At 41.8% G+C, this 25,520-nt stretch carries 20 protein-coding genes and 1 pseudogene; 15 read left to right on the top strand and 6 right to left on the bottom strand.

Annotated elements, in window-relative coordinates; translation table 11 throughout:
* Window positions 1-127: 127 nt before the first annotated feature.
* The gene (locus tag IEW82_RS09415; protein WP_188692792.1) at window positions 128-280 is read right to left on the bottom strand and encodes a hypothetical protein; all 153 of its coding nucleotides are present in this window, start codon (window positions 278-280) and stop codon (window positions 128-130) included.
* A 231-nt stretch (window positions 281-511) separates the two neighbouring features.
* Here IEW82_RS09415 and IEW82_RS09410 point away from each other — a divergent pair, with 231 nt between their 5' ends.
* Window positions 512-1,138, top strand: coding sequence for a class I SAM-dependent methyltransferase (locus IEW82_RS09410; protein WP_229672494.1), 627 nt, complete (start codon window positions 512-514; stop codon window positions 1,136-1,138).
* A gap of 395 nt (window positions 1,139-1,533) precedes the next feature.
* Here the strand turns inward: IEW82_RS09410 and IEW82_RS09405 are convergent, their stop codons facing one another.
* The gene (locus IEW82_RS09405) at window positions 1,534-2,394 is read right to left on the bottom strand and encodes a helix-turn-helix domain-containing protein (RefSeq protein ID WP_188692790.1); all 861 of its coding nucleotides are present in this window, start codon (window positions 2,392-2,394) and stop codon (window positions 1,534-1,536) included.
* A 138-nt stretch (window positions 2,395-2,532) separates the two neighbouring features.
* Between IEW82_RS09405 and IEW82_RS09400 the strand changes: the two genes are divergently transcribed.
* The 4 genes from IEW82_RS09400 to IEW82_RS09385 all read left to right on the top strand — a co-directional run bounded on the left by IEW82_RS09400 (window position 2,533) and on the right by IEW82_RS09385 (window position 8,788).
* A complete protein-coding gene (locus IEW82_RS09400) occupies window positions 2,533-4,920 on the top strand; it encodes a glycoside hydrolase family 95 protein (RefSeq protein ID WP_229672496.1) in 2,388 nt (795 codons plus the stop codon).
* Window positions 4,921-5,062: 142 nt separating this feature from the next.
* The gene (locus IEW82_RS09395; protein ID WP_229672492.1) at window positions 5,063-6,379 is read left to right on the top strand and encodes an alpha-L-fucosidase; all 1,317 of its coding nucleotides are present in this window, start codon (window positions 5,063-5,065) and stop codon (window positions 6,377-6,379) included.
* A 319-nt stretch (window positions 6,380-6,698) separates the two neighbouring features.
* Window positions 6,699-7,796, top strand: a complete 1,098-nt coding sequence (locus tag IEW82_RS09390; RefSeq protein WP_188692783.1) for a mandelate racemase/muconate lactonizing enzyme family protein — start codon at window positions 6,699-6,701, stop codon at window positions 7,794-7,796.
* Between the two features lie 182 nt (window positions 7,797-7,978).
* Window positions 7,979-8,788, top strand: a complete 810-nt coding sequence (locus tag IEW82_RS09385; RefSeq protein ID WP_188692781.1) for an SDR family NAD(P)-dependent oxidoreductase — start codon at window positions 7,979-7,981, stop codon at window positions 8,786-8,788.
* A gap of 282 nt (window positions 8,789-9,070) precedes the next feature.
* Here the strand turns inward: IEW82_RS09385 and IEW82_RS09380 are convergent, their stop codons facing one another.
* Window positions 9,071-9,217, bottom strand: coding sequence for a hypothetical protein (locus IEW82_RS09380; protein WP_188692779.1), 147 nt, complete (start codon window positions 9,215-9,217; stop codon window positions 9,071-9,073).
* A 238-nt stretch (window positions 9,218-9,455) separates the two neighbouring features.
* Between IEW82_RS09380 and IEW82_RS09375 the strand changes: the two genes are divergently transcribed.
* Window positions 9,456-9,926: a 2-thiouracil desulfurase family protein gene (locus IEW82_RS09375; RefSeq protein WP_188692776.1), complete on the top strand. Its 471-nt coding sequence runs from the start codon at window positions 9,456-9,458 to the stop codon at window positions 9,924-9,926.
* A 373-nt stretch (window positions 9,927-10,299) separates the two neighbouring features.
* Here the strand turns inward: IEW82_RS09375 and IEW82_RS20410 are convergent, their stop codons facing one another.
* Window positions 10,300-10,695 carry an ArsR/SmtB family transcription factor gene (locus IEW82_RS20410; protein ID WP_373285709.1) on the bottom strand — a complete coding sequence of 132 codons (396 nt, stop codon included), beginning with the start codon at window positions 10,693-10,695 and terminating at the stop codon, window positions 10,300-10,302.
* 82 nt (window positions 10,696-10,777) lie between these two features.
* Between IEW82_RS20410 and IEW82_RS09365 the strand changes: the two are divergent.
* The 4 genes and pseudogenes from IEW82_RS09365 (at window position 10,778) to IEW82_RS09350 (ending at window position 15,269) form a co-directional block, all read left to right on the top strand.
* Window positions 10,778-11,381, top strand: a pseudogene (locus IEW82_RS09365) (flavin reductase family protein).
* A gap of 34 nt (window positions 11,382-11,415) precedes the next feature.
* Window positions 11,416-11,745: an antibiotic biosynthesis monooxygenase family protein gene (locus IEW82_RS09360; protein ID WP_188692773.1), complete on the top strand. Its 330-nt coding sequence runs from the start codon at window positions 11,416-11,418 to the stop codon at window positions 11,743-11,745.
* Between the two features lie 115 nt (window positions 11,746-11,860).
* On the top strand, window positions 11,861-15,028 hold the full coding sequence (locus IEW82_RS09355) for a DEAD/DEAH box helicase (protein ID WP_188692770.1): 3,168 nt from the start codon (window positions 11,861-11,863) through the stop codon (window positions 15,026-15,028).
* A 70-nt stretch (window positions 15,029-15,098) separates the two neighbouring features.
* The gene (locus IEW82_RS09350) at window positions 15,099-15,269 is read left to right on the top strand and encodes a LapA family protein (protein WP_188692766.1); all 171 of its coding nucleotides are present in this window, start codon (window positions 15,099-15,101) and stop codon (window positions 15,267-15,269) included.
* A 78-nt stretch (window positions 15,270-15,347) separates the two neighbouring features.
* Here IEW82_RS09350 and IEW82_RS09345 read toward each other — a convergent pair whose 3' ends face one another.
* Window positions 15,348-16,757, bottom strand: a complete 1,410-nt coding sequence (locus tag IEW82_RS09345) for an amino acid permease (protein WP_188692763.1) — start codon at window positions 16,755-16,757, stop codon at window positions 15,348-15,350.
* A gap of 286 nt (window positions 16,758-17,043) precedes the next feature.
* On the opposite strand from IEW82_RS09345, the gene IEW82_RS09340 reads away from it, so the two are divergent.
* The gene (locus IEW82_RS09340; RefSeq protein ID WP_188692759.1) at window positions 17,044-17,868 is read left to right on the top strand and encodes a CsxC family protein; all 825 of its coding nucleotides are present in this window, start codon (window positions 17,044-17,046) and stop codon (window positions 17,866-17,868) included.
* Between the two features lie 169 nt (window positions 17,869-18,037).
* Window positions 18,038-18,697: a hypothetical protein gene (locus IEW82_RS09335; protein ID WP_188692756.1), complete on the top strand. Its 660-nt coding sequence runs from the start codon at window positions 18,038-18,040 to the stop codon at window positions 18,695-18,697.
* Window positions 18,698-18,784: 87 nt separating this feature from the next.
* Here the strand turns inward: IEW82_RS09335 and IEW82_RS09330 are convergent, their stop codons facing one another.
* Window positions 18,785-18,985, bottom strand: a complete 201-nt coding sequence (locus tag IEW82_RS09330) for an alpha/beta-type small acid-soluble spore protein (protein ID WP_188692752.1) — start codon at window positions 18,983-18,985, stop codon at window positions 18,785-18,787.
* Between the two features lie 259 nt (window positions 18,986-19,244).
* On the opposite strand from IEW82_RS09330, the gene IEW82_RS09325 reads away from it, so the two are divergent.
* The 3 genes from IEW82_RS09325 (at window position 19,245) to parC (ending at window position 25,469) form a co-directional block, all read left to right on the top strand.
* Complete coding sequence (locus IEW82_RS09325; RefSeq protein WP_188692749.1) at window positions 19,245-20,762, top strand: carboxypeptidase M32; 1,518 nt, start codon at window positions 19,245-19,247, stop codon at window positions 20,760-20,762.
* Between the two features lie 282 nt (window positions 20,763-21,044).
* The gene (gene parE, locus IEW82_RS09320; RefSeq protein WP_188692747.1) at window positions 21,045-23,021 is read left to right on the top strand and encodes a DNA topoisomerase IV subunit B; all 1,977 of its coding nucleotides are present in this window, start codon (window positions 21,045-21,047) and stop codon (window positions 23,019-23,021) included.
* A gap of 3 nt (window positions 23,022-23,024) precedes the next feature.
* Window positions 23,025-25,469 (top strand): DNA topoisomerase IV subunit A, encoded by a 2,445-nt coding sequence (gene parC / locus IEW82_RS09315; protein WP_188692744.1) that lies wholly within the window; start codon window positions 23,025-23,027, stop codon window positions 25,467-25,469.
* The last annotated feature ends 51 nt before the right edge of the window (window positions 25,470-25,520 follow it).

Genomic DNA, 25,520 nt, shown 5'->3' with positions numbered 1-25,520 from the left:
GATATCAAAAACGATTAAACGGCCTTAGCCCTATGGAATATAGAACTAAAGCCGCTTAAAACTCGTTTTATTATTTTCACTGTCTACTTGACAGGGGGCACTTCACATCATGTCAGTCCCCTTTAAATTATTGCTTTTTATTAGTGGCTTTTGTCATTTGCGTTGAACTCGAAAGTTCAGACGCTAATTCTTCTACGTATTGTTTTTCTTCATTATCAGTGGCTTTTTCTTTTGCAGCATTGACACCGTGCTGTACAACATCTTTATTGTTTTTGGCCATGGTTTTTTCACCTCCATTTCACAGCATTAGTATGGCTTAATCTCCTTATAATATCAGCGTTTAAACAGGCTTTTCCTTTTTATTTCTATAAATGGCTTGCGAAAAGTACAAGCCATTCTTATTTTCTTAGAATAGGTTATAAAAACTTGGGAGAAAAGAAAGGAGTTTGGTGTAGATATGACGAAATAAATGATTAAGAACATGTGTTTGTTTATTGTGGAGGGGATGATTGTGATCAATCAACTTAAACAAAAGCTCAGAATGGCTTATGACCAGCAAATGGTCACTAGAGATAAAAGAGCAACACAGGATTGGAAGGTCAAGGAGAGGGAGACGTTCTATTCATACTTAGTTAAGGAAAAGAAAACATCGCTTTTAGAAATTGGAGCGGGGGCAGGCAGAGATAGCCTTTTTTTTAAAAATAAAGGTTTTCAAACAATGAGTACAGATATTTCTGCAAATGCTATTCAATTATGTCGTGAAAAAGGGTTGGAGGCCAAAGTTATGAGCTTTGATCATCTGGAGTTCCCAGATGAAAGCTTTGATGCTGTCTATGCGTTAAATTGCTTATTACATGTTCCAAAAGCGGAATTGCCTGAGGTGCTCTATAGAGTACGAAGGGTCCTCAAACCGGATGGATTATTTTATATGGGGGTTTATGGCGGAAATAATTCAGAAGGCATATGGGAAGAGGATGACTATGAGCCGAAACGTTTCTTCTCTTTTTTCGACGACACTTCGCTCCAATACGCGGTATCGAAAACCTTTGATATCGTCTATTTTAAGACCATTCCAAAAGACATTATCGGTGGAGATTTGGCTTTTCAGTCAATGCTATTAAGGAATGTTCATAGATGAGATGACGGATTTGGAGGTGACTGTGCAAAGAAATTTTGATGCACTTGATTCTCAAGATAAAAAAACAATATCAAGCCTTTTTGGCCATACAGGAGGTAGCCACAAGAAAAAGTTGAATGGCTGCTGCAATTAAAATAGGACCTGTGTACACAAAGGCTTCATAAGAGGGCAAGGGCGGTTCAGCTTCTTACAAGATCAACCATTAGCGATTCGGAACAAGAATATTAGAAGCTATCTCGTTGACGTGCAAAGGCTGAATTGCAACAGAGGTGACCACCTCATGATGGAAAAGGAGCATTAAAAAGAGGAGTCTTTTAATGCTCCTGAAAGCGGCGGTTAGATTCTATAAAATAGTACGTTGTTTTATGGCATTGATACTGAACAGATACAGCCCGTCAGCTGTGCTTGCGATAATGAGAAGGGGTTTTCCCTACATAGCGTTTAAACATGCGATAAAAATGGGGCGTACTATAAAACCCGCTTTTTTCGGCAATGAGAGCCACAGTATCATCTGTATTTAAAAGCAGCTCCTTTGCTTTAATAATCCTTTTAGTCGTTATATAATCCGTCACATTCATCCCAGTCATTTGTTTAAAAACCCGACTAAAATGTTCCGGGCTGATGCAGGCTTCTCTAGCGAGGCCTGAAAGCGTCAACTGTTCGATAAGATGGTTTTCAATATATCTGATGATATTATGAATCCATTTTGGTCCTTTTTCAAAAGCTGGTAAAGCTTCTTTTTGCTGCTTGAGGATCAGGCGATTGATGGCAAGCAAAATCATATGTAACCAGTGGACACAAGCGGACTGAAAACCAATTGCTTGATTAGTGATTTCCGTCTGTATATTACAAAAGAAGGCTTCGATGGCATACTGTTCCTGTTCATCGAGTGCCAATTTATAATCATTGAGTTGTTTCCCTTGTTCAAAAGCATACATGTAAGAGAATAAATCTTGATAAAAATCATGAGTAATGATTGTCGCATCAAAAAAAATAGCAGAAGACGTCAAGGGTTTGTCAGCATCGGGGAGCGTATGATGGATGGTACCGCCAGGGATGATAAAAAGATCCCCCTTTTGCATCGAATAGAAGGTATTATTGATAAAAAATGTCCCATTGCCATCATAAATATAAACAATTTCACACCATTCATGGAAATGATCAGGGAGTTCACTTTTAGGCCCTTTTGTGTTGCGATAGGCGAGTTCAAAAGGAAAATGCGTATGCTCATTAAATTGTCTTTTCAATACCTTCATAACTGGGTTCCTCTTTTCATAGCCACTAATGATATCGCTTTCATTTTATCATTAAATAGTATAATTTTGCAATCATTCGCAATTTATCTAAATCCGCTCGCTAGTATAATGATTGGTAAATGATAACGATACAGGATGGTGACATATTTGCAGCTTCAGTATGCCTCTCCAGCTTCACAATGGACAGAAGCACTCCCGATTGGAAATGGTCGTCTTGGGGCCATGATTTTTGGCGGTGTACATGATGAAAGGCTTCAGCTAAATGAAGATTCTTTGTGGTCAGGTTATCCTAAAGAGTGGAACAATCCACAGGCTCAACCCACCCTTTCAAGCGTTCGTAAACTGTTATTAGATGGTCAATTTATTGCTGCCGACCGCTTATGTCGTAACATGATGGGTCCCTACACACAAACTTATTTACCGCTTGGTGATCTTCATCTGGCATTTGACTATCCAGAAGGAGGTGCCATCACTTCCTATACCCGTTCTCTTGATCTTGATAAAGGAGCTGTTGTTATTAAATATGAAATAAGGGGTGTAACCTATACCCGAGAAATGTTCGCTTCATATCCAGATCAGGTCATTGTCATGCGCCTCCAAGCTGATCAGCCGAAAGCATTAAATATTAGTGTTAGATTGGATAGTCCGCTTCGCCATCGGATTCAGGCATCGGATCATCAATTGACATTGATGGGCATCGCTCCTGAACATGTTGATCCACCTTATCATTGCTCAGGATATCCTATCGTTTATGGGGATTGGCAAGCGACCAAAGCGATGCGATTCGAGGCAGCCTGCCATATTATGGGTGATGGAACACACAGCATAGAATCAGAGATGTATCATATTAGAGACGCATCAACGGTGACCCTCTATTTTAATGCGGCGACAAGCTTTAACGGACATGACCATATGCCAAATAAAAGTGAGAATGAGGTACACGCCCTTACCATGCAGCCCATCGAAAAAGCCGTTTTGTATTGTTATGACGCATTATTGGCCCGGCATCTTGACGACTATTGTACATTGTTTAAACGCGTGAATTTACATTTAGGTGAACGTCAGGCACCCGCTGAACTCTCAACAGATCAACATATTTTAAAGTATGGCGCTCGTGATCCGGACCTGATTGCATTGTTATTTCAGTATGGGCGTTATCTGATGATAGCGAGCTCAAGGCAAGGGACACAACCTGCGAATCTACAAGGGATTTGGAATAAAGAAATACAACCTCCTTGGAGTAGCAATTGGACATTGAATATCAATGCTGAAATGAATTATTGGCTCGCTGAAACCTGTCATTTAGAGGAATGTCATGCGCCATTATTTAGACTGATTGAAAGATTAGAAAAAAATGGTACAACAACGGCACAAGTGAATTATGGGGCTAGAGGATGGACCGCTCATCATAATACCGATATCTGGGCGCAAACAGCGCCAGTCGGCAATTATGGAGAGGGTGACCCTGTTTGGGCCATCTGGCCATTAGCAGGAGTTTGGTTAACGCAGCATTTATGGGAACATTATGCCTTTGGAAAAGATGTTGCATTTTTATGTCATAAAGCATATCCGATTATGAAGCGAGCGGCGCTTTTTTGTCAGGATTGGCTGTTCGAGAATGACAAGGGCCAGTTGATCACTGCACCTTCGACTTCTCCCGAAAATAAATTTACGGTTGGACAACAGTCGACGGGCATCAGCATCGCCTCAACAATGGATCTGTCATTAATATGGGAGCTTTTCTCAAATTGTATAGTTGCTTCGGAAATCTTAGAGGTTGACGCTGAATTAAGAAGAAAATGGAAAATTATGCGAGATAAGCTCTTTCCTATGCAAGTCGGGCAAAAGGGACAACTGCAGGAGTGGTTTCAGGATTTTGAGGAGGAGGATCCTCATCATCGTCATGTTTCCCATCTATTTGGTGTCTATCCTGGCAAACAATTAACCAAACGTCTTAATACAGAATTTTTTCAGGCCGCCAAGCAATCCCTGCAATTGCGTGGAGATGGTGGAACGGGATGGAGTCTCGCCTGGAAAGTGGGGCTTTGGGCGCGTTTGGGTGATGGCAATCGCTCCTTAAAGCTTCTGTCGCATCTTCTACGACTGACTAGAGAAAACGAAACGGATTTCCATCAAGGAGGCGTGTATCCTAATTTATTTGCTGCACATCCACCTTTTCAAATTGATGGTAATTTTGGGGTTACAGCAGGCATTGCTGAGATGCTCCTTCAATCCCATGCAGGTGTCATACATCTATTACCGGCTTTACCTGATGCTTGGCCCAATGGATATATAAAGGGGTTACGCGCCCGAGGTGGCTTTGAAGTTGATATGTATTGGGAGGCGGGGCGCATCGTTAAAGCCGAACTGATGTCAAATGCAGGAGGGGATTGCCGATTACAAGTCGATCACTCAGTGCCTTTGTGTATAGAAGAAAATGGCGAGAGCATGACTATGCTTTTTGATCAAGAGGGTGCCATTAAATTTTTTACAAAAAAAGGTGGTCGCTATCAAGTGAAGTTTTAGAAATAATGGTTTGAAGTCGTACTTATCTATCAAAATAAAGTATATTTATGCCAATATAGGCAATTTATATAGCGTTTTTTGATTTTAAAATAGAATTAAGCATAATTTAATGATAAAGGTCGAGTTAAAGGAGGCACGAATAGTGAGTGCTCAAGAAGAATCCACGCCATTTGCAAATTTTCCCAAATTTTATGGAGATCCGACATGGCTGCTTCAAGATCGCTTCGGGCTTTTTATCCATTGGGGATTATATGCTGCTGCAGCGCGCCACGAATGGGTCATGAATCGCGAGCAGATTCATCCAGATGTTTACAGAAAATACTTTGAGCATTTTGAACCTGATCTTTTTGATCCTACACAATGGGCAAGGGCAGCGAAAGCCGCTGGAATGAAATATTTTGTCGTGACAACTAAGCATCATGAAGGCTTTGCGCTTTGGGACTCACAATTGACGGACTACAAGGTCACGAATACCCCGATTAAAAGGGATTTACTAAGGGAAATTGTTGAGGCGTTTCGTCATGAAGGATTAAGGGTTGGTTTTTACCATTCTTTAATCGATTGGCATCATCCTGACTTTCCACTTGACGGTTTACATCCACAACGGGATGCTGATGATTTTAAAGCCATGGCTGCCCACCGAAAGATCAGCCGCTATAGGACCTACCTTCATGGGCAGGTGAGGGAATTGCTCAGTAACTATGGGAAAATTGATTATTTATGGTTTGATTTTTCTTATGCCCATCAAGATTGGGGGTGGTCGAAAGGGAAGGGGGCAGCTGATTGGGATTCTAAGGAATTAGAACAATTGATTTTTGATTTACAACCAGATATCTTGCTAAATGATCGGTTGGATTTAAATCGCGGTGTTGTAACGCCTGAACAATACCAGCCAAGTACGCCCTTAATGAAAGAGGGTTTGCCTGTGGTTTGGGAAGCATGTCAAACGATGAATGGCAGCTGGGGATACGATAGAGACAATCTTGATTGGAAGTCTGTCGATATGCTCATTAAAATGCTCATTGATTCGGTTTCAAAGAATGGTAATCTCCTTTTAAATATTGGACCAAATGGCCGAGGAGAAGTGGATCCTGCTTCTCTTGATCGGCTTAATGGACTCGGAAAATGGATGCGCCTTCATTCACGGGCAATATATGGAGCAGGAGCAAGCTCCTTTCAACCCCCTGTTGATTGCCGTTATACACAGAAAGGAAAGCGTCTCTATCTCCATATCTTTTCTTGGCCTTTTAAACACGTTCATTTGCCAGGCTTAGCGGGAAAAGTAGACTACGCTCAATTTCTTCATGATGCTTCAGAAATTTGTATGGAAGAACATGTTCCTAATAAAGTGATCACAAGCACAGAAGCAGAAAGCGAGACAGGAACGGTTACCTTGGAACTGCCGATTCAAAAGCCTGATCCTGTTGTACCGGTTATTGAACTATTTCTTAAAGAGTAGCTATTTAAATCCATTGCAATAGACATCGTGAGGCCTTATTGTGTCAATTTCAGCTACAGGTAGGCACTCGCCTCGTTTGCCTTAGGACTCTCATATCACATCGTGAGTCAATGGCGCTTGGGAATACACGATTGTAGAGTGTTGCAAATCTCTCATACCTTACGCGTCAATTCTCTTTACTTATGACCAATGCTTCCCTTTAGCGGAGCATTCATGTGTGTTAATTTTACTTCAATCAGTCATTATGAAATGAACGCATTTGTCTATGAAATGTTTGATTCGAATCGTGTCATGACTGTATAAAAAGGAGCCAAATCTGATGAAAATAACAGAAGTTGAAACTTTTTTACTCGATATTCCATTAAAACAGCGGGCGATTACCGATTCGCAAACACGACTGACTTCCGTTGAATTTATCGCTGTGCGTATTGATACGGATGAAGGGATCAGCGGCTGGGGATTTAATTGGAACTATACGAAAGGATCACGTGCGGTTCAAGTGGTGATTGATGATAACTATGCTCCTCTTCTGAAGGGAAAAGATCCTTTGAATCGTAAGGTACTTGTCCGAGAATTGTTTTATACCAATCACTTTATAGGTCGAGTGGGTATTACTCAGGTAGGCCTTTGTGCAGTCGATCTAGCATTATGGGATATTCGTTTAAAAGCAGCAGGCCAACCCTTGTGGAAATATTTAGGGGCACATAAAGATAAAGTCAAGGCCTATAATACAGATGGCGGTTGGTTGTCATGGTCGACAGACGAACTGATTCAGGATATGACCTCCATCGTCGATCGTGGCTTTGATGCAGTGAAAATGAAATTGGGAAGACCTGATCCTCGTGAGGATTACGAACGTGTTAAAGCCGTCCGTCAAGCATTGGGAGATCAAGTGAAACTAATGGTAGATGTAAATACTGTATGGGATTTGAAAACAGCCATTGTTTGGGGAAGACGTTTAGAAGAGTTTAATATTGAATGGCTGGAGGAGCCACTGCACCCTTTCGATAAGAAAGCACATGCTGAATTAGCTCACCGTCTTGATGTTCCGATTGCTATTGGTGAAACCATATATACGAAATATGATTTTCGGGATTATATTGAATCGGGTGCCGTAGATATCGTCCAAGCCGATTGCACAAAGCTTTCGGGTATTGATGAATGGTTGGATGTGGCCGCTCTTGCCCGAAGCTATAATCTGGAATGCATTCCTCATACCAATGTCCAGCAAAAACTTCATGTGCAATTAGCGGCGGTGACACCTAATGCACCTATGGTGGAATATTGCTATGAATCGTTGGTGGATATTTGGGAGAATCCCGTTCGTGTGACCAATGGGTATTACAGTTTGCCTGAAGAACCAGGTTTAGGGTGTAAATTAACAGATGATGTATTAAAGACATACCGCATTGGCTAAGCCAGCGCGGCAGGCGAATCATTTTGCAAAGAAGCGCAAGTGATGCACTCTCATTAAATATTAATCTTTTAATATAGGGAGACTCAAGCCATGAATTTCATGATAGGTACTCATTTATGATAATGGCGGTGTGGTTAAGGGCAGATAAATTATCATTCTTATAAGGAGTGGAGGGGTGAGTCATGCAATTACAGGATCAAGTAGCTATCATCACAGGTGGTGCAGGTGGTATCGGCGCGGCTTCAGCTCAACTTTTTGCAGCAGAAGGAGCCAAGGTCGTTGTCACTGATATCAATGAGGCGCAAATTGAAACCGTTATCCAAGCAATTCACTCTCAAGGTCAGCAGGCGTTTGGGTTTCCTTGTGATGTGACAGAAGCCTCACAAGTTGAAGCACTAGTAGAGCGTACGATAGAACGGTTTGGTCGCCTCGATATTCTATTTAATAATGCGGGTCGTATTTTACCTCGATTGATTGAACACATAAGTGAAGATGAATGGGACCAACTCTTTCAGGTCAATGTAAAAAGCATGTTTTTGACGATCAAACAGGCCTTACCTCACCTTAAACAAACCAAAGGAAGAATCATTAATATGGCGTCGATGACAGGGGTGAGCGGGCAGCGTGAGAATCCAGCTTACTCGGCTACAAAAGGTGCTGTCATCGCATTAACAAAGGCTTTGGCTATTGACTCCGCGCCTTATGGTGTGAGGGTGAATGCCATTTGTCCTGCAGGAGTGAGCACGCCTCTAATGGAAAAATGGTTGAATCAGCTTCCCAATCCTGAACAAGCACGAGTTGAACAAGATCGTTCACATATGCTAGGTTATACAGCTTCTCCTACTGAAATTGCCCGTGTTGCCTTGTTTTTAGCCAGTGAATTCTCAAGTTTTGTAACCGGTGATGCGGTAACGGTTGACGGTGGTGCAACGCTTGGCTATGGGGCAGGGGCAAAGCCGGAATGGCAATTTGTAAAGCAGGTTAACGACTGATCAGTATACAAAGAGGCTGAGACAGAAGTCTTCAGCTCATAGAGATCCGAACGCATTCACACTTCTGAAGGGATGCGTTCAGATTCCTAAGTGAGTGATGAAGCGCTCCGTCAAACTACTCGCTTTCTTCATGCCCACACGATGTGGATAGGGTCGGCGTTCGACGCACTATCGGGGTCCCCGAAAAGTGCTTTTTACTTTTTGAGGTGGTAGTGATGTGCTCGTTTCGGTATTATCACATGGATGTGATGCTTTTTTTAAGATTAAACAACGAGAGGCTGCCTAAGACAGACCTTCTCGGTGTTTAATCTCTTCTTTATTATTTTCATAGGCAATGAGTGTTACACCAAGACAGTTCTCCAACTCTTGAATTTTATTGACTTCCGCTTCTTCAAGCTGGGCAAAGGTGTAGACGCCTTTTTCCTTCATAATCATTTTCCCTCCAATTATACTTTTAATCAGTATGACCATTTTTCTTGCTTATACTCTCTTCTTTTAGAAAATGAATGGAATTGGAATAAGGAAGTTAGCATTATGTCTGAAAAGAGGTGTTACTTCTAATCGGAATGAGCTACAATGAAAAGAGATAAATGATGGGGTTGTGTGTCTTTAAATCTATTAAAGAAGGAAGCCGTCATAAGCCATAAAGAGCGAGGAAGTGTTTCATTTGATAGTGGTGAGTTCATGCTTGGCAGGGTTAAAGGTGAGATATAATGGGGCCGATAGCTTTGATGAACGCATTCATCTACTTATTGAAGATAAAAAGGCTCTTCCTATGTGTCCAGAGTTGCTAGCGGGTTTTACAACGCCACGAGAGCCAGCGGAAATCCAAGGTGGGAGCGGAGAAGCTGTGTTAGATGGTAAGGCTAGAGTGGTTGAGAAATCTGGAAATGATTTGACTGACTTATACATAAAAGGTGCCTATGCCACTTTGGATAGAGTGAAGAAGCTCAATGCCACCACAGTGATTCTTAAAGAGAGTAGCCCTTCTTGCGGAAGCTCCATGATTTATAATGGGAGCTTTAGTGGAGAAAAAGCCGCGGGAAATGGTGTGACCGCCGCTTTACTAAAAAGAAATGGGATTAAAGTTTTTTCTGAAAAGGAGCTTTCAACATTAAGTGAAGACAATCTATTATAAAAAGTGCAAATGCCCATAGCAGGATTTGCACTTTTTATTTAATGTGGTATCTTTGGCTGCTGCACCTCATAGAGAGGTTTGGGTTAGAGTTTTATCTTGAACGTATTTTCTATTTCTTGTTTCCCTATCGGCGTTATTTTTACAGCTCGATTCTGAGGATAGGGATCGATCCAATGTAATTCCTTAAATTTTTCTAAGAGTGCATTTCCAAGTGCACCTGCAAGATGATGTTTTCTCTCACTCCAATCCAGACATTTGTGTGCAAATGATCGTCGTTTTTTGCGAAGTGCCCCAATGTCAATGTTAAAGGCGGCAAAAAACTCTGAACCACAATCTGTCAGTTTATAAGCTTTCCTCTTCGAAGAGATAACCTTCAGGAATCAGCGCTCGAGTGAGTTTTAATTCCTAAATGACCAGCAAGGTGATCGTAACAAGTTCTTGCAGTACGTATAGCCTTATCAAGAGATGCTTGATTGAACGATTGAATCTTGATTGGCGGAGCAAGTGTGAGAAGGGATTCTAAAATGTTAGCAATATCATGATTAACGAGACTGTAGTAGTGATGTCGGCCATGTTGCTCTAATTTTATAATATTGGCTTCGGTCAGCCTTTTTAAATGAAAGCTGGCTGTTTGTGGTTTTATCCTCGCCATATGTGCCAGCTCACTTGCTGGATGATACCGTCCATCAAGAAGTGCTGTTAGTATGGTAGCGCGCGATGGTTCACTAAGTAATGCTGCAACTTTTAAGAGATCAGGTGCACCTTTCATTCCACATTCCTCCGATGATAGTCGAAATGTTAAAGGGTTACAATGAAATTATCTAAAAAGGAGGATGTTTTAAGTGAGACAGATTAAGGACTATACAGTGAAGGAGATCCATCCAAATATTTTGTATTATGGAACACCAGTTGTTTTACTTACAACATTAAATGAGGATGAAACAGTTAATATTAGCCCCATCTCATCTTCGTGGGCATTGGGAAATTATGTGGTGTTAGGTCTTAGTAGAAATGGCCAAGCCATTGTTAATCTTGAAAGGCATCGTGAATGTGTGATTAATATCCCTGATCCCTCGCTTTGGGAAAACGTGGAACGACTTGCTTGTTTTACTGGAAAAGAAAAGGTTCCAAAGTATAAACAAGAGATGAGATTTTCGTATAAAAAGGAAAAAATATCAAGCAAGTGGTTTAATTCCTGTTGCTTCAATGGATGCAAAACCTACGCGGATTCAAGAATGTCCCCTTCAAATTGAGGCGAGGGTGAAGCGGATTGGGTTTCCTGCCTATTCCAAGGATTTTACAATTGTTGAGAGTGAAGTGACACGTGTACATGCTCATGAGTACATCCTTACTGGAAACGCACATATTGATCCTCATAAGTGGAGTCCGCTGATCTATAATTTTCGACACTATTGCGGTTTAGGCGAGCCACTAGGTAAAACCTTTCGAGCCTAATGCCTAAAAACTTAGTTAAAGGGGAGCAGTTGACATGAGAGAGCATAGAGATAAGGGCGATCCTTCTTATTATGCGGTAATTTTTACATCAAAGCGTACTCAGGGTGATAAAGGCTATGCAGCCATGGCTCAGCATATTGAGGAATTAGCAAGAGAACAGCCAGGTTTTTTAGGGATAGAGAGCACACAGAATCAGCAATTGGGGATAACAATTTCTTACTGGTCCTCCTTAGAGGCAATCAAAGCCTGGAGAGAGCACCCTGCGCATAAAGTTGCCCAGAAGAGAGGAAAGAATGAGTGGTATAAATATTATGCTGTAAGGATTTGCAAAGTGGAAAGCGAACGATTTTTTGAAGCCAATTAATCAATAAGCTTTAAGTAGGTAGACCAACATCTTACACTGGCTTGTGTTACAATCGGATTAAAAGCACGATTGAAAGAACCACTTATGTAAACGTAAGGGAGCAACGAATTGACCTATGCAATTGAATGCCAAGATAATCCTCGATAAATGTGGCCACGTCTCCTATAAAAGAGGTGAAGCCTACTTTCAAACCAATAAAGTTAAGTTAGAGCAACTGAATACTCAATCGTATAAAGCAGAGGTGACAACGGGTAGGGCAACCTTTCATGTCACTGTCATGCATGATGAGGCAGGGGAGCTTCACACGACGTGTACCTGTCCAAAACTCACTTCGTTTCATAAAGCGTGTCAGCATGTTGCCGCTGTCTTATTCGCTATTCTAGATGGTGAATCCACTACTTCTCAGCATGCAATCAGTGACGAGTTACGTTCGTTGTTTACTCAACACCAGTCAACCTCAAGCAAGCAGCGCCGTCATTTTGAAGATCGGTATTTGCTTAAGGTCGCATTCATCTGCCGCGTGATTTTTCTCCCAGATCAGCGCTCAATGCTCGGTATTGAAATAGAAATCGAGCAGGAAGCTGTAAAAGATATCCGAGCGTTTTTAAATCAACTCAAGACAGGAAGCGCTTATCGTTTATCTGAGGCATTTATTTTTGATCCGAGTCAGCACTGCTTTGCTGTGGAGGTTGATGCGATTCTGCGCCTGTTTATTCAGATTATGGATGATGAAGCGTTATATGGAGGGGGTGCAGACACTAGTCATCAAGAGAATCCATTGCTTCTTATTCCCCCTTCATTTTGGGAACGCCTTGTGCCGCGTCTTGTCATGGCTCAATGCGTGATGATCGCCTATCATGATCAGTGCTTTTCTGGCTTTCAAGTTGTGAATGAAGCTCTTCCGTTACAATTTGAATTTGTTGCACCGTCCGCTGACAGTTACGAGCTGAAAATCGGTGGATTTTCACATCTTGTCATCCTATCTGCCTACAGAACGGTTTTCTATGAAGGGAAGCTCTTCCGCTTAGAGAGTCAGGACAGTGAGCGCTTAATAGAGCTTGAAGCTCTATTATCAGGTCTACACAATGAAACCATTCCGATTCCCAAACAACACATTGGGTATTATCTTGAAAAGGTTGCTCCGGCGCTAAGAAAATTAGGTGATGTCACGATTGCTGAAACGATAACGCATCAGCTCATGAATACGCCGCTCATTGCCAAGCTCTATCTTGATCGTCTTAATCACAAGCTGCTTGCGGGGCTTGAGTTTCACTATGATCACTACGTGTTTAATCCAATAGAAACCCAAGCGCTCACTATTCCAATCATGATCAAGCGAGAGTTAGACAAGGAAGAGGCTATCCTACAGCTGATGCGTGCTAGTGCATTTACGCTGACAGACGGTGGCTATTATATGCAAAATGATGACTTAGAGTATGAGTTTTTAACCTATATGCTCCCAAAACTGGAAAAGCTCGTTCAGGTTTATGCTACCACAGCTGTTAGAAATCGAGTCTCAAAAGCCGCTTTTCGCCCTCGGATACGCGTTAGGCTGAGAAGAGAGCGGATTAATATGCTTGAATTTAACTTTGAGTTGGATGGCATTATCGGCAATGATATTAAGGCCATTTTAAAGGTTTTAGAGGAAAAACGAAAATATTATCGTCTGCGTAGCGGGACGCTTGTATCTCTAGAAACAAAAGAGTTTTTAGACGTTCAGCGCTTTCTACAAATGCCGCAGCTGGCAAATCAATCCATGGAGAATGGATTAGTTTTACCGTTAGAAAAAAGTCTTCAGCTTCTTGATAATGTGACGGGGAGTGAGACGTTTCAATTGGAGGCTGATTTTCAGGAATTTGTAAAGCATTTGTATGAACCTGGAGCCTTAACCTTTGAAGTCCCGTTGACTTTAAAGGCGAGCTTAAGACCTTATCAGGAACTTGGCTATCAGTGGCTTAAGACGCTGGCTCATTACGGATTTGGAGGGATTCTTGCCGATGACATGGGACTGGGCAAATCCCTACAAAGCATTGCCTTTATTTTATCAGAGCTGCAATCTGTTCGAGAAAAAAGGCAGCCCGTCATCATTATCTGCCCATCGTCATTGCTCTATAATTGGCTGAATGAAATAAAGAAATTTGCACCTGAAATAAAAGTAACGGTGACAGTGGGGAATAGGAGAGAGCGACGCGCGCTTTACGATACATTAGATGAAAGAGATGTTGTTATCACCTCCTATCCCATCGTGCGGGCAGATATCCATTGGTATGCGAAGCAGTACTTTTATGCCGCTTTTTTTGATGAGGCACAAGCCTTTAAAAATCCTTTGACACAGACAGCACGCGCGGTAAAACAAATCCAAGCGGGCCATCGCTTTGCTTTAACCGGTACACCGGTAGAAAATGCCTCTGAAGAACTTTGGTCGATCTTTCATGTCATTCTTCCTGAGCTTTTTCTTAGTTTAAAAGACTATAGTAAGCTGAGCAATCAAATGATCGCTAGACGCATTCGTCCCTTTTTATTGCGACGTGTCAAGGCGGATGTTCTCGAGGAACTACCTGAAAAGGTTGAAACGATTGATGCTGTCATGCTGTTACCAGATCAAAAGAAGCTCTATGCAGCATACTTAGCTAAATTGCGTGTTCAAGCTTTAAAGCATCTCGACCAAGAAACCCTTCGGAAAAATCGCATTAAAATTTTGGCGGGGCTAACACGGCTGCGGCAAATTTGTTGTCATCCCGCTTTATTTGTAGAAGGCTATCAAGGCAGTTCTGCAAAATTTGAACACCTGCTGCGACTTGTTGATGAGGCACAAAAAGCAGGGAGAAGAGTATTGATCTTTTCACAATTTACCAAAATGCTTGATCTGATAGGGAGAACGCTCATGACGAAGGGTTGTGCGTATTTTTATTTAGATGGGCAAACCCCTTCCGAGGAACGGGTAACGATGTGTGAACGTTACAATGCAGGGGAACGTGATATCTTTCTAATTTCTCTAAAAGCCGGGGGAACAGGGCTAAATCTCACGGGAGCTGATACTGTCATCTTGTATGATACATGGTGGAATCCAGCTGTTGAAGAACAGGCTGCTGATCGTGCACACCGCATGGGGCAGAAGAAAGTTGTGGAAGTGATTAAACTGATTGCTAAAGGAACGATTGAAGAAAAGATGCATGCCTTGCAGGCACAGAAGCGCGACTTGATTAACGCTATTGTTTCAGCAAATGCGGAGCCTTCAGCTGTATTAACAGAGGATGAATTAAGAGAGTTATTGATGTTGTAACAAAATTTCAATTATTGCTAGATTCTGCTGTTAATCTGTAACACAGAAGCGCAAAAAGGGGGAGGAGCGGATGGGGGACCTACTGATTCTTTTCGTTATGGGTTTTATCCTGGTTTTTATCATTGGTGCGAGTTTGTGCTTAATGGTTATCCAGCGTATCAAAATGTCGAGACAAGCAATGAAGAAGAAAATAGAGCACCTTGAGAGGGAAGTAGATGAACTTAAAAGAACGCTTCACTAATGCCTTTAAGGGAGGACTAGAGGGTGGCAATTCTATCCACAAATAACGAGAGCCGGAAGCGGCTCTCGTTTTTGCTATCTATAAAGGGGTTTTTGTTGTCTTTTTTCTTTGCATAAGCAGAAAAGGATAAAAGATGATACCAATACCGATGAAAAAGATTCCCCAAAGGAATGTTTTCATATCGGAGGTTCCAGCAACAACGACATAGAGGGCATAAGCTGTACCTAAAATCCCAATAATTCCTTGTGACCATCCTGCTTTGTGACGTTCGGCTGGATCGCTGAACACCACTTTGATTTGGAAAAAAGAGGAGACAAGATAAGGCAGCAAGTAAGAAAGTGTGGCGATCGTTGTTACGAAGTTAAAAGCTTCAGCAATGGAGCTCGAAATAGTTGAGAAAATTAGGAGCTGTGTCGCCACGTTTGTAATCGTTAATGCCCCTGTTGGTGTTCCTTTTTTGTTAGAGCGCTCAAAGGCTTTTAAAAACAAACCTTGTTTTGCCGATTGATAAGGCACTTCTGCACTTAATAATATCCAGCCAATAGTAGAACCGAATAAGCTAATGACAGCAAGAATGGCCAGCAAGTAGCCACCGCCACTCCCAATGGCTACAGTTAGTGCATCGACAAGCGGCTTGGATGAATGGATAAGAACGGCTTGTTTTAAGGAGCCCATGACAAGCAGGGTAATCGCAATGTAAATCCCTGTAGCAATGAGGAGTCCCATAATGGTCGCACGTTTGACATCCTGTCTTTTCTTGGCCCGTGAGGAAAAGACAACAGCTGACTCAATGCCGACGAAAGCCCATAAGGTAGAGACAGCAGCATGATTTAATTGACCAAATAAGCCGACAGAATGTCCACCATCGACTTTAGGTGCAACAAAGGGGAGCAGATGACTCGACTGGAAGACAAAGAGTGTGGCAATAATGAATAATAGGAAGCCGATGACTTTAGTCGAAGTAGCGATCAAATTAACCTTGCCCGCACCTTCAATCCCATTTAAGATCAGAAAATGAATCCCCCATAACAACACCGAGCAAACAAGAAATGTTAACAAATGCCCGACGGTTAAATGATAATGATGAATAGAAAAAGCTGTGGCTTCGCTATTTAATATTGGAAAAAACGTTGAAAGATAGCCGGCAAATGAAGTGATAACGGCCACATTCCCAGCAAAATTAGCGACCCAATAGCCCCATGAGACAAAATAACCCGCAAGTGACGAGGCAGTGCTTCCTTCTTTAAAAAGCCCCTTAGCATAAATTTGCGGACCTCCTGTCATGCTTGGGCGTTTCATGGATAGGTATCCAAATATCAGTGCAATAAAGAGAACGCCAACACCTGTGAAGATCCAAGCGAGTAACACGCCTCCGGGGCTGGCGACTTGTGCTAGACTACTGGGTAACATGAAGATTCCTGATCCAACCATATTCCCTACAACTAAAGCTGTTAAAATCCAAATACTTAATTTACCTTGAGATGACACAACGGAACTCCTTTCATATTGCAAAACACCAATCAATAATTTCTGTAACACATTAGCGGATTAAAGTATATACCGATTCTCTTGATGAAATCAACCCTTTTTATATAACAAGTTTTACCTATTGCGAGTAGGCCCTTTCATTTTTGAATTATAGGAGTTTTCAAGATTTAGTTAAAAAGGTAAAATGTGCTGATGATTTAAGTGTTTTGTCCACTCTTTTATAGAGACTCTTACATATTTTATGTATTGTAAAGACTATTGTTAAAGAGAAAGGAGATAAAGGGTAATGTCAGAGGAACACAAACAACAGCATGAGCATGAACACGCTAAGCCTTCATCGCCACATTTATTTCCGAAGCCACCAAAGACATCTGTACAACCCATAGCAAAAAATACCCCATTATCACCACAAGTTTCTTCCGGTGCAAGCATTGCTAAAGTCCCTGTTGTTCTCGCCGAAACAACTGTGCAAATCGACCTTGATTCCACCATTAAATTGCCAGAACCCGCACTAGAAATCAAAAGGGTAAAGAAAAATCTTAAGCTTGTCCAATGCCGTTTATTACTTCCAACCAATAAATTATTTATCAAAGGCTTTGTTCGTAAAAATATTCAATATGCTGCACCCAGATATGGCAGTCATCATGGCGTTCAATCCGTTATTAAATCTTATACCGTAGATATTCCATTTAATCTGGTGACAGAGGTAAACTTTATAAGACAACCTGAATTCAAAGCTCTACCTGAATCAAAAGAGTTCTCTTTCTTTAGCAGTCAGCCGCTTCCTGCTGGCTTCGCACAAAAAGATAGCCTCTTATCTGGCGATTTTTCAGAATTTAACCAAATCAGCGGAGAGGTTTTCAACGAATTGCCCTATTGTGAGTTATTATCAAGTAAATTTATTGAGTATGATGAATTTCTTGACAGAAAGATGGGCGATGTATTCTCTAATGACTATAAAATCGTTGCACCGTTTGAAGAGGGTACATTTACTAAGATAGAAGAAAAAATGGTCGTTGAACTCTCTCTAAAAGTCCTTCAAAATCAACAGATTAAAGTTGGGGAACAGAACGAATGTCCTTCCGATACTAAATTTTCTGCAGACGAATAACACCCCTAAAGTCTGCCACCTGTTATGTCAGAATTTAGAAGATAACTTTTACAACCGATTTTAGCCTAGAGCTGAGGTCGGTTATTTTTATTCATGGCTCAAAGGAATGGATAGGGGATAATTAACCCTTCATCTATCATACATATAACAGTAAAAGGGGGAATGTGTGATGAACGATGAAGGTAAACGCCCTATAAAGGATGGCAGTCATTTTCCACAATTCCCAAACATGAAAACAGCAAAGATCTTTCAGCCGAATCCCAATCAGAAACATGCGGTTCAGTCAGCTTCACCCGATAGTACACTAAATGTTTCATTGGAACGCTACTCACAAATGGAGATCGCACGTGTGGAGATTGAAATCGCCTTAGAGGACCAATTAAAATTTGCGGAAGGCATTGAAGCCATTGACGATGTCGATTGGTCCGTTTACATTGATGCCTACCATTTGAATATAGAAGCGGCTATTGTGAATTTGAGCGGCACTTTGAAAGGCGATATCATGTATATCAATAGATATGGATCGTATAGTAGAAAATGCACAATCCCTTGGCAACACACATGTCCCGTTACTTATATCACCACACCTCAGCTTCCTCAACAAAAAAGTAAGCGTGAGCATGTATTTAAGGATGACCTGGGGGAAAGCAGTATTCACCGCGAAGTGGTTTGGCAATTTCACTACCCTGTTGCCTGTCATTTAGAAGCAGCAAAAATCACTTCAAGTGAGCAATTAAGGTCATCGGAAACCCTTACGCATCTTGAATTTCAAATTGTTTTACATATGGCCGTCGGGTTTACACAGCTTCAACAGGTTAATACTTGGTGATAAGGAGACGATAAATTCATTGGGATATCACAAAAGAAAAAGGCACCCATAATGAGTGCCTTTTGCCATATGAGTATGAATTTTTAATTACTGCATTCTTCCGCCTAATTGTTGTTGTGCAGTAGCGACAAGGCGTTTTGTAATTTCCCCACCTACAGAACCGTTTGCGCGGGATGTGGTGTCTGCACCTAATTGTACACCAAATTCTTGAGCGATTTCTTGCTTCATTTGGTCAATTGCTTGCTCTACTCCTGGTACTAAAATTTGATTGCTGTTGTTGTCTGCCATTTCTAAAATCACTCCTTTTTTGATTTACAGGAGTATTTTGTGTCATGCGGCGGTTTTTATGTGAGGAATTTTTTAAATAAGCTTAGTAAATGTTGGAAGGATTTTAGCTCATTAAAAGGATTTTGGCAGGACTTTGTCGTAGTTTAATTATCAGAGTCGTTAGAAACAATGGGACTTTACTACATAGATCGAATTCATTACACTTATCTAGGATATAAGTAGGACTCGGTTGAAAAGGCGATGAAAGGATGGGTAAGAGATGCATCAATCCATACGTGATATTGAGAAGCTATTTTTTCAATATGTTAATAAAATGAAGCATTATGAAGAAGCGCTGGCTTTGATCGGTTGGGACTTACGGACCGGCGCACCAAAAAAAGGAGTTGAACAACGCTCAGAAGTCATCGGCTCTTTATCTGAAGATGTCTTTAAAATGACGATAGCGGATGAATTAAAGGATTATATCGATGCTCTGACTGATGAAGGGGTTCAAAAAGAGCTTTCAGAGGTAACGAAACGCTCAGTTGAAGTCTGTAAGAAACGCTATGAACAAAATATTAATATTCCAGCGAATGAATATAAGGACTATATCATCTTACAGTCAAAGGCTGAAAGTGTATGGGAGGAAGCAAAGAAGAACAGCGATTTTTCGATGCTCCAGCCTTACTTAGAAAAGCTTGTTGCTTTTAAAAAGCGCATGGTGGAATATTGGGGACATGATAAAAATAAATATAATGCCCTACTTGATTTATATGAGCCAGGTGTGACTGTCGAAACCATTGATCGTGTTTTTGGCCAGTTACGGGAGCACATCGTTCCATTAGTAAAGGCAATTGGTACAACAGCACAGCCTGAGGCCTCTTTTTTAACTGTTCCATTTTCAAAGCAGCAGCAACGTGACTTTAGTGTATGGATGTTAAAAGAAATGGGTTATGATTTTTCAGCCGGTCGCCTGGATGAAACCGCGCATCCTTTTCAAATTTCTATCAATCCAGGGGACGTGAGAGTGACCACCCATTATGATGAACAGGATTTTAGGCCTGCCATATTTGGAACAATCCATGAAGGTGGACATGCCCTTTACGAACAAAACATTTCCAAGGATCTTATTGGAACCCCTTTATGTGAAGGGACCTCTATGGGGATTCATGAATCTCAATCCCTCTTTTTTGAAAATTTCATCGGCCGTAGTCGACCATTTTGGGAGCATTATTATGGGGCTTTCCAAAAAGCAGCGCATGGCGCATTCGATCACATTGGTCTTGATGCTTTTTATCGGGCAACCAATTTATCTCAACCGTCCTTTATCCGAATTCATGCTGATGAATTGACATACCCTTTACATATCATCGTTCGTTATGAGATTGAAAAGGCTTTATTTGATGGAGATCTACAGGTGAAGGACCTTCCAGGTGTCTGGAATGATAAAATGGAAAGCTATTTGGGGATTCGTCCTCAGAACGATAGCGAAGGGGTTCTTCAAGATATCCATTGGTCGGGAGGAGATTTTGGCTATTTTCCATCCTACGCCTTAGGCTATATCTATGCTGCGCAATTTCAGCATATCATGCTGAGGGACCTTCCCAACTTTGATAGCTTGCTTCAGCAAGGAAACATGAAGCCTATACGGCTGTGGCTTTCAGAACAGATACATCAGTACGGCGCTTTAAAAAAGCCAATGCAGATTGTCCAAGATGTCACTGGAGAAGCATTAAATGCCCAGTATTTAATTGACTATTTAAATAAAAAATATCGAGACATTTACAATTTGCATTAATTTATCATATGATGAAAGGCGTCCATATGATTTGTGTGAAGATGGGTTCGGATCGATTGATTTATAAATCAAAGATAGACATAATCCCCCATCTTTTATAAGGTGGGGATTTATCACTTGGCCGGCGCTATTTACCAAGGGTTATGAATCCACCCATTTACGAAAATTTTCCAAGTAAAAAGAAGCTCTTTAAGCAGTATGAAAAAAGTAATGCTTTATTAGAAACATCCGTTCTGATATGCTTAATATTAGGATTTATGTTGTACGAGGGAGGTTGGGCATTTGCCTAAAACAACAACGACTTATACAGATGATACAATACAAGTACTCGAAGGCTTAGAAGCGGTTCGGAAACGTCCAGGCATGTATATAGGGTCGACGGATGCTCGCGGCCTTCACCATTTGGTTTATGAAATTGTCGATAATGCGGTAGATGAAGCGTTAGCTGGTTATGGGAATGAAATTATCGTGACCTTATATCCTGATGAAAGTGTCAGTGTCATAGATCACGGACGGGGAATGCCAACTGGAATGCACCGAACAGGCAAACCCACTCCAGAGGTTATTTTTACAGTCCTACATGCTGGGGGAAAATTCGGGAATGCAGGGGGATATAAGACCTCAGGTGGTTTGCACGGTGTTGGCGCCTCAGTCGTTAACGCCTTATCCGAGTGGCTTGTTGTGACGATCAAACGGGACGGCGAGGTTTTCGAACAACGCTTTGAGAATGGGGGACACCCTGTTACCACTCTCGAAAAGGTGGGGAAGACGAAACAGACGGGCACAAAGATTCATTTCAAGCCTGACCCTACCATTTTTAGCACGACGCATTATAACTTTGATATCTTAAGTGAACGTCTTCGTGAGGCCGCCTTTTTATTAAAGGGCTTAAAAATCACTTTAATCGATAAACGGACAAATCAAGAAGAGAGCTATTATTATGATACAGGTATTGAAGCGTTTATTGATTACCTTAATGAGGAGAAGGATACATTACATCCAGTGGCATCTTTCGAAGGAGAACATAACGACATTGAGGTCGATGTCGCTTTTCAATTTAATGACGGCTACTCAGAAAACGTCCTTTCGTTTGTTAATAATGTGCGAACAAAGGATGGTGGGACTCATGAATCCGGCTTTAAGACAGCTGTAACCCGAGCTTTTAATGATTATGCGCGAAAAGCTGAGTTATTAAAGGAAAAGGATAAAAATCTCGACGGTACAGATATTCGTGAGGGATTCACAGGGATTGTCTCTGTACGTGTACCAGAGGATAAATTACAATTTGAAGGGCAGACCAAAGGCAAATTGGGTACCAGTGAAGCCCGTTCTGCTGTCGATGCTGTTGTATCAGAACAATTGGCGTATTTTCTTGCCGAAAATCCAAAAGTGAGTGAAATGCTGATCAAAAAGGCAATAAAAGCTGCTCAAGCACGCGAAGCCGCTCGGAAAGCCCGGGAGGAGGCACGCAGTGGTAAAAAAGGCAAACGCCGTGATACGGTGTTAAGTGGAAAGCTTACTCCAGCCTCATCGAAAAATAGTCAGAAAAACGAATTGTACCTCGTCGAAGGGGATTCCGCAGGCGGTTCTGCAAAACAAGGACGCGATCGTACCTTTCAGGCCGTACTCCCGCTTCGCGGTAAAGTCATCAATACGGAAAAAGCGAAGCTAGGCGATATTCTTAAGAATGAAGAGATTAACACGATCATCCATGCCATTGGTGCAGGCGTTGGACCAGATTTTTCGGTAGACGATAGCAACTATAATAAAGTGGTTATTATGACCGATGCTGATACGGATGGCGCCCATATTCAAGTACTGTTATTAACCTTTTTCTATCGCTACATGCGTCCATTAATTGAGGCTGGCAAGGTTTTTATTGCCCTCCCGCCACTATACAAGGTCAGTAAGGGCAGCGGGCGCAAGGAAGTCATTGAATACGCTTGGGATGAAGCAGGAATGCGTGAGGCGATCCAAAAGATTGGGAAAGGCTACGTGATTCAACGGTACAAGGGTCTTGGTGAAATGAATGCCGATCAATTATGGGAAACAACAATGAATCCGGAAACTCGCACGCTTATTAGAGTGAAAATCGACGATATCACCCGGGCAGAACGCCGAGTGGCTGTTCTTATGGGCGATAAAGTTGAACCGCGCAGAAAATGGATTGAGTCCCATGTGGCTTTTGGCATGGAAGAGGACACTAATATCCTAGAAAATGAAAATATATCAATAACCGAAAACGAAGGAGCAATTTAACCTATGGCGAAACCAGAAAAATTATTAGACTTACCATTAGAAGATGTCATTGGTGATCGCTTCGGGATATATAGTAAATACATTATTCAAGAACGAGCGTTGCCAGATGTTCGGGATGGTTTGAAGCCCGTTCAACGGCGTATTCTCTATGCGATGGCACAGGATCACAATACTCACGATAAACCTTTTAGAAAATCGGCAAAAACCGTCGGGAATGTTATCGGGAACTATCACCCACACGGTGATAGTTCTGTGTATGATGCCATGGTGCGAATGAGTCAGGATTGGAAGGTGCGCAACGTTCTCATCGAGATGCATGGGAATAACGGTAGCATAGATGGAGACCCACCGGCGGCGATGCGTTATACAGAGGCTCGCTTATCTGCCATCGCTTCTGAGCTTTTAAAAGATATTGACAAGGAGACCGTTGGCTTTATTCCGAACTTCGACGATACAACTGAGGAGCCGACAGTTCTTCCTGCCAAGTTTCCCAATCTTTTAGTGAATGGTTCCACAGGAATTTCAGCAGGATATGCCACGGATATCCCCCCTCACAATCTTGGAGAGGTGATCGATGCGACAATCTTAGCCATGGAAAATCCTGAGTGTACCATTGACGATTTAATGGGACATATCAAAGGCCCTGACTTCCCAACCGGAGGCATTTTACAAGGTGTGGAGGGGTTAAAGAAGGCCTATCAGACCGGAAAAGGTAAGGTTGTTTTACGAGGAAAAGCTGAAGTTGAGCCTTTAAAGGCAGGGCGTGAACAGATTGTTATTACTGAACTCCCTTATGAAGTGAATAAAGCGAACCTTGTTAAAAAAATGGAGGAGCTGCGCTTAGACAGAAAGGTGGAAGGTGTAGCTGAGGTTCGTGATGAAACAGATCGAACGGGCACACGTGTTGTCATTGAGTTAAAAAAAGATGGCGACGCAGAGGGTGTGCTAAACTATTTTTATAAAAACACCGACCTGCAAATTACTTATAATTTCAATATGGTAGCGATTGAAAATAAAACTCCTAAGCTTCTTGGGCTAAAGTCAATTCTTATGTCTTATATCGCACACCAAAAAGAAGTTATTACGTTGCGCTCGCAATTTGAACTGCAGAAGGCAAAGGATCGCAGCCATATTGTTGAAGGGCTTATCCATGCGGTATCGATTTTAGATGAAGTCATTGACACTATACGCGCATCGAAGGATAAAAAGGATGCTAAAGAGAACCTTTCCAAAGCCTATGGATTTACCGATGCCCAAGCGGAAGCCATTGTTAATCTGCAGTTGTACCGACTGACGAATACAGATATCCAAACCTTGCAAAAAGAAGCTGATGAGTTGGAAAAAACGATCGCCCGTCTTGAAGCTATTTTAAGCTCTGATAAAAAGCTTATCGCTGTCATCAAGAAGGAACTGAAAGAGATAAAAGAGCGCTATAGTGATGCCCGTAGGACAAAAATTGAAGAAAAGATTGAAGAAATCAAGATTGATCTGGAGGTACTGGTTGCTTCGGAGGATGTCGTAGTCGCTTTAACCAAAGAGGGCTATATCAAACGTTCAAGCCTGCGTTCATATTCGGCTTCAAAGTCTGAGGAAACAGCGATGAAGGACAGCGATCGCTTGCTGTGGCAGTCAGAAGTGAACACAACAGATACGTTGCTCGTCTTTACTCAAAAGGGCAATTATCTTTATATACCTGTTCATGAAATTCCTGATAAGCGTTGGAAGGAAATGGGGCAGCCAATCGCCCAGCTCGTTCCAATTGATAATGATGATGTAGTGATCAAGGCCATTCCTATAAAAGACTTTAACGTGCCATTGTATTTAACATTTATGACAAAGCTCGGTCAGATTAAGCGTACGGAGCTTGAGCATTATACAGCACAAAGACGCTCAAAGCCACTTGTCGCATTAAAGCTGAAAAATGAGGACGCACTAGTTAATGTGTTCTTAACTGATGGTACTTCTAATGTGCTTTTTGTCACCCATAAAGGCTACGGGCTTTGGTTTGATGAAAGTGAAGCTAGTATTGTTGGTCAACGCGCTGCAGGTGTTAAAGGGATTAACTTAAAGGACGATGATTTTGTTGTCAGTAGCCATACTTTTTCAGTAGGGGGCAATCCGGATCTTGTTATCGCAACGCAGAGAGGTGCTTTGAAAAAGCTGGCGATTTACAGGGAATTAGAGAAGTCGACTCGGGCTAGACGTGGTTTGGTGATGCTTAGAGAATTAAAATCGTCCCCGCATCGTATTGTAAAGGCGTTATTGGTTCATGATGAGGACATTGTTCGTGTGGAAAGTGACAAAGGTAAACTTGTCGATGTCCAGGCTAACCAGTTACGTGCTGCCGATCGTTACAGTAATGGTTCCTATTATCTCGATCAGGATGAGGACGGCAAGCTTATCGATGCTTGGCTCCTAGAGAGAGTCGATGAAAGCAAGGAAGATTAATTAAGTATTTCAATGGACGGGCATTTACCCAGTTTTCTTAAGATCAGAAAG

This window comes from Pullulanibacillus camelliae, from assembly GCF_014642655.1.
Classification (GTDB): Bacteria; Bacillota; Bacilli; order Bacillales; family Sporolactobacillaceae; genus Pullulanibacillus; species Pullulanibacillus camelliae.
This window is presented reverse-complemented; position numbering and strand designations above follow the sequence as displayed.

What these genes read in the sequence shown, in the direction of transcription:
- IEW82_RS09415 (WP_188692792.1), bottom strand. Translation starts at nt 280, where the DNA reads ATGGCCAAAAACAATAAAGATGTTGTACAGCACGGTGTCAATGCTGCA.
- IEW82_RS09350 (WP_188692766.1), top strand. Translation starts at nt 15,099, where the DNA reads ATGGGGGACCTACTGATTCTTTTCGTTATGGGTTTTATCCTGGTTTTT.
- IEW82_RS09335 (WP_188692756.1), top strand. Translation starts at nt 18,038, where the DNA reads ATGAACGATGAAGGTAAACGCCCTATAAAGGATGGCAGTCATTTTCCA.
- IEW82_RS09355 (WP_188692770.1), top strand. Translation starts at nt 11,861, where the DNA reads ATGCAATTGAATGCCAAGATAATCCTCGATAAATGTGGCCACGTCTCC.
- IEW82_RS20410 (WP_373285709.1), bottom strand. Translation starts at nt 10,695, where the DNA reads ATGAAAGGTGCACCTGATCTCTTAAAAGTTGCAGCATTACTTAGTGAA.
- IEW82_RS09330 (WP_188692752.1), bottom strand. Translation starts at nt 18,985, where the DNA reads ATGGCAGACAACAACAGCAATCAAATTTTAGTACCAGGAGTAGAGCAA.
- IEW82_RS09390 (WP_188692783.1), top strand. Translation starts at nt 6,699, where the DNA reads ATGAAAATAACAGAAGTTGAAACTTTTTTACTCGATATTCCATTAAAA.
- IEW82_RS09340 (WP_188692759.1), top strand. Translation starts at nt 17,044, where the DNA reads ATGTCAGAGGAACACAAACAACAGCATGAGCATGAACACGCTAAGCCT.
- IEW82_RS09405 (WP_188692790.1), bottom strand. Translation starts at nt 2,394, where the DNA reads ATGAAGGTATTGAAAAGACAATTTAATGAGCATACGCATTTTCCTTTT.
- IEW82_RS09380 (WP_188692779.1), bottom strand. Translation starts at nt 9,217, where the DNA reads ATGAAGGAAAAAGGCGTCTACACCTTTGCCCAGCTTGAAGAAGCGGAA.
- parC (WP_188692744.1), top strand. Translation starts at nt 23,025, where the DNA reads ATGGCGAAACCAGAAAAATTATTAGACTTACCATTAGAAGATGTCATT.
- IEW82_RS09385 (WP_188692781.1), top strand. Translation starts at nt 7,979, where the DNA reads ATGCAATTACAGGATCAAGTAGCTATCATCACAGGTGGTGCAGGTGGT.
- IEW82_RS09360 (WP_188692773.1), top strand. Translation starts at nt 11,416, where the DNA reads ATGAGAGAGCATAGAGATAAGGGCGATCCTTCTTATTATGCGGTAATT.
- IEW82_RS09325 (WP_188692749.1), top strand. Translation starts at nt 19,245, where the DNA reads ATGCATCAATCCATACGTGATATTGAGAAGCTATTTTTTCAATATGTT.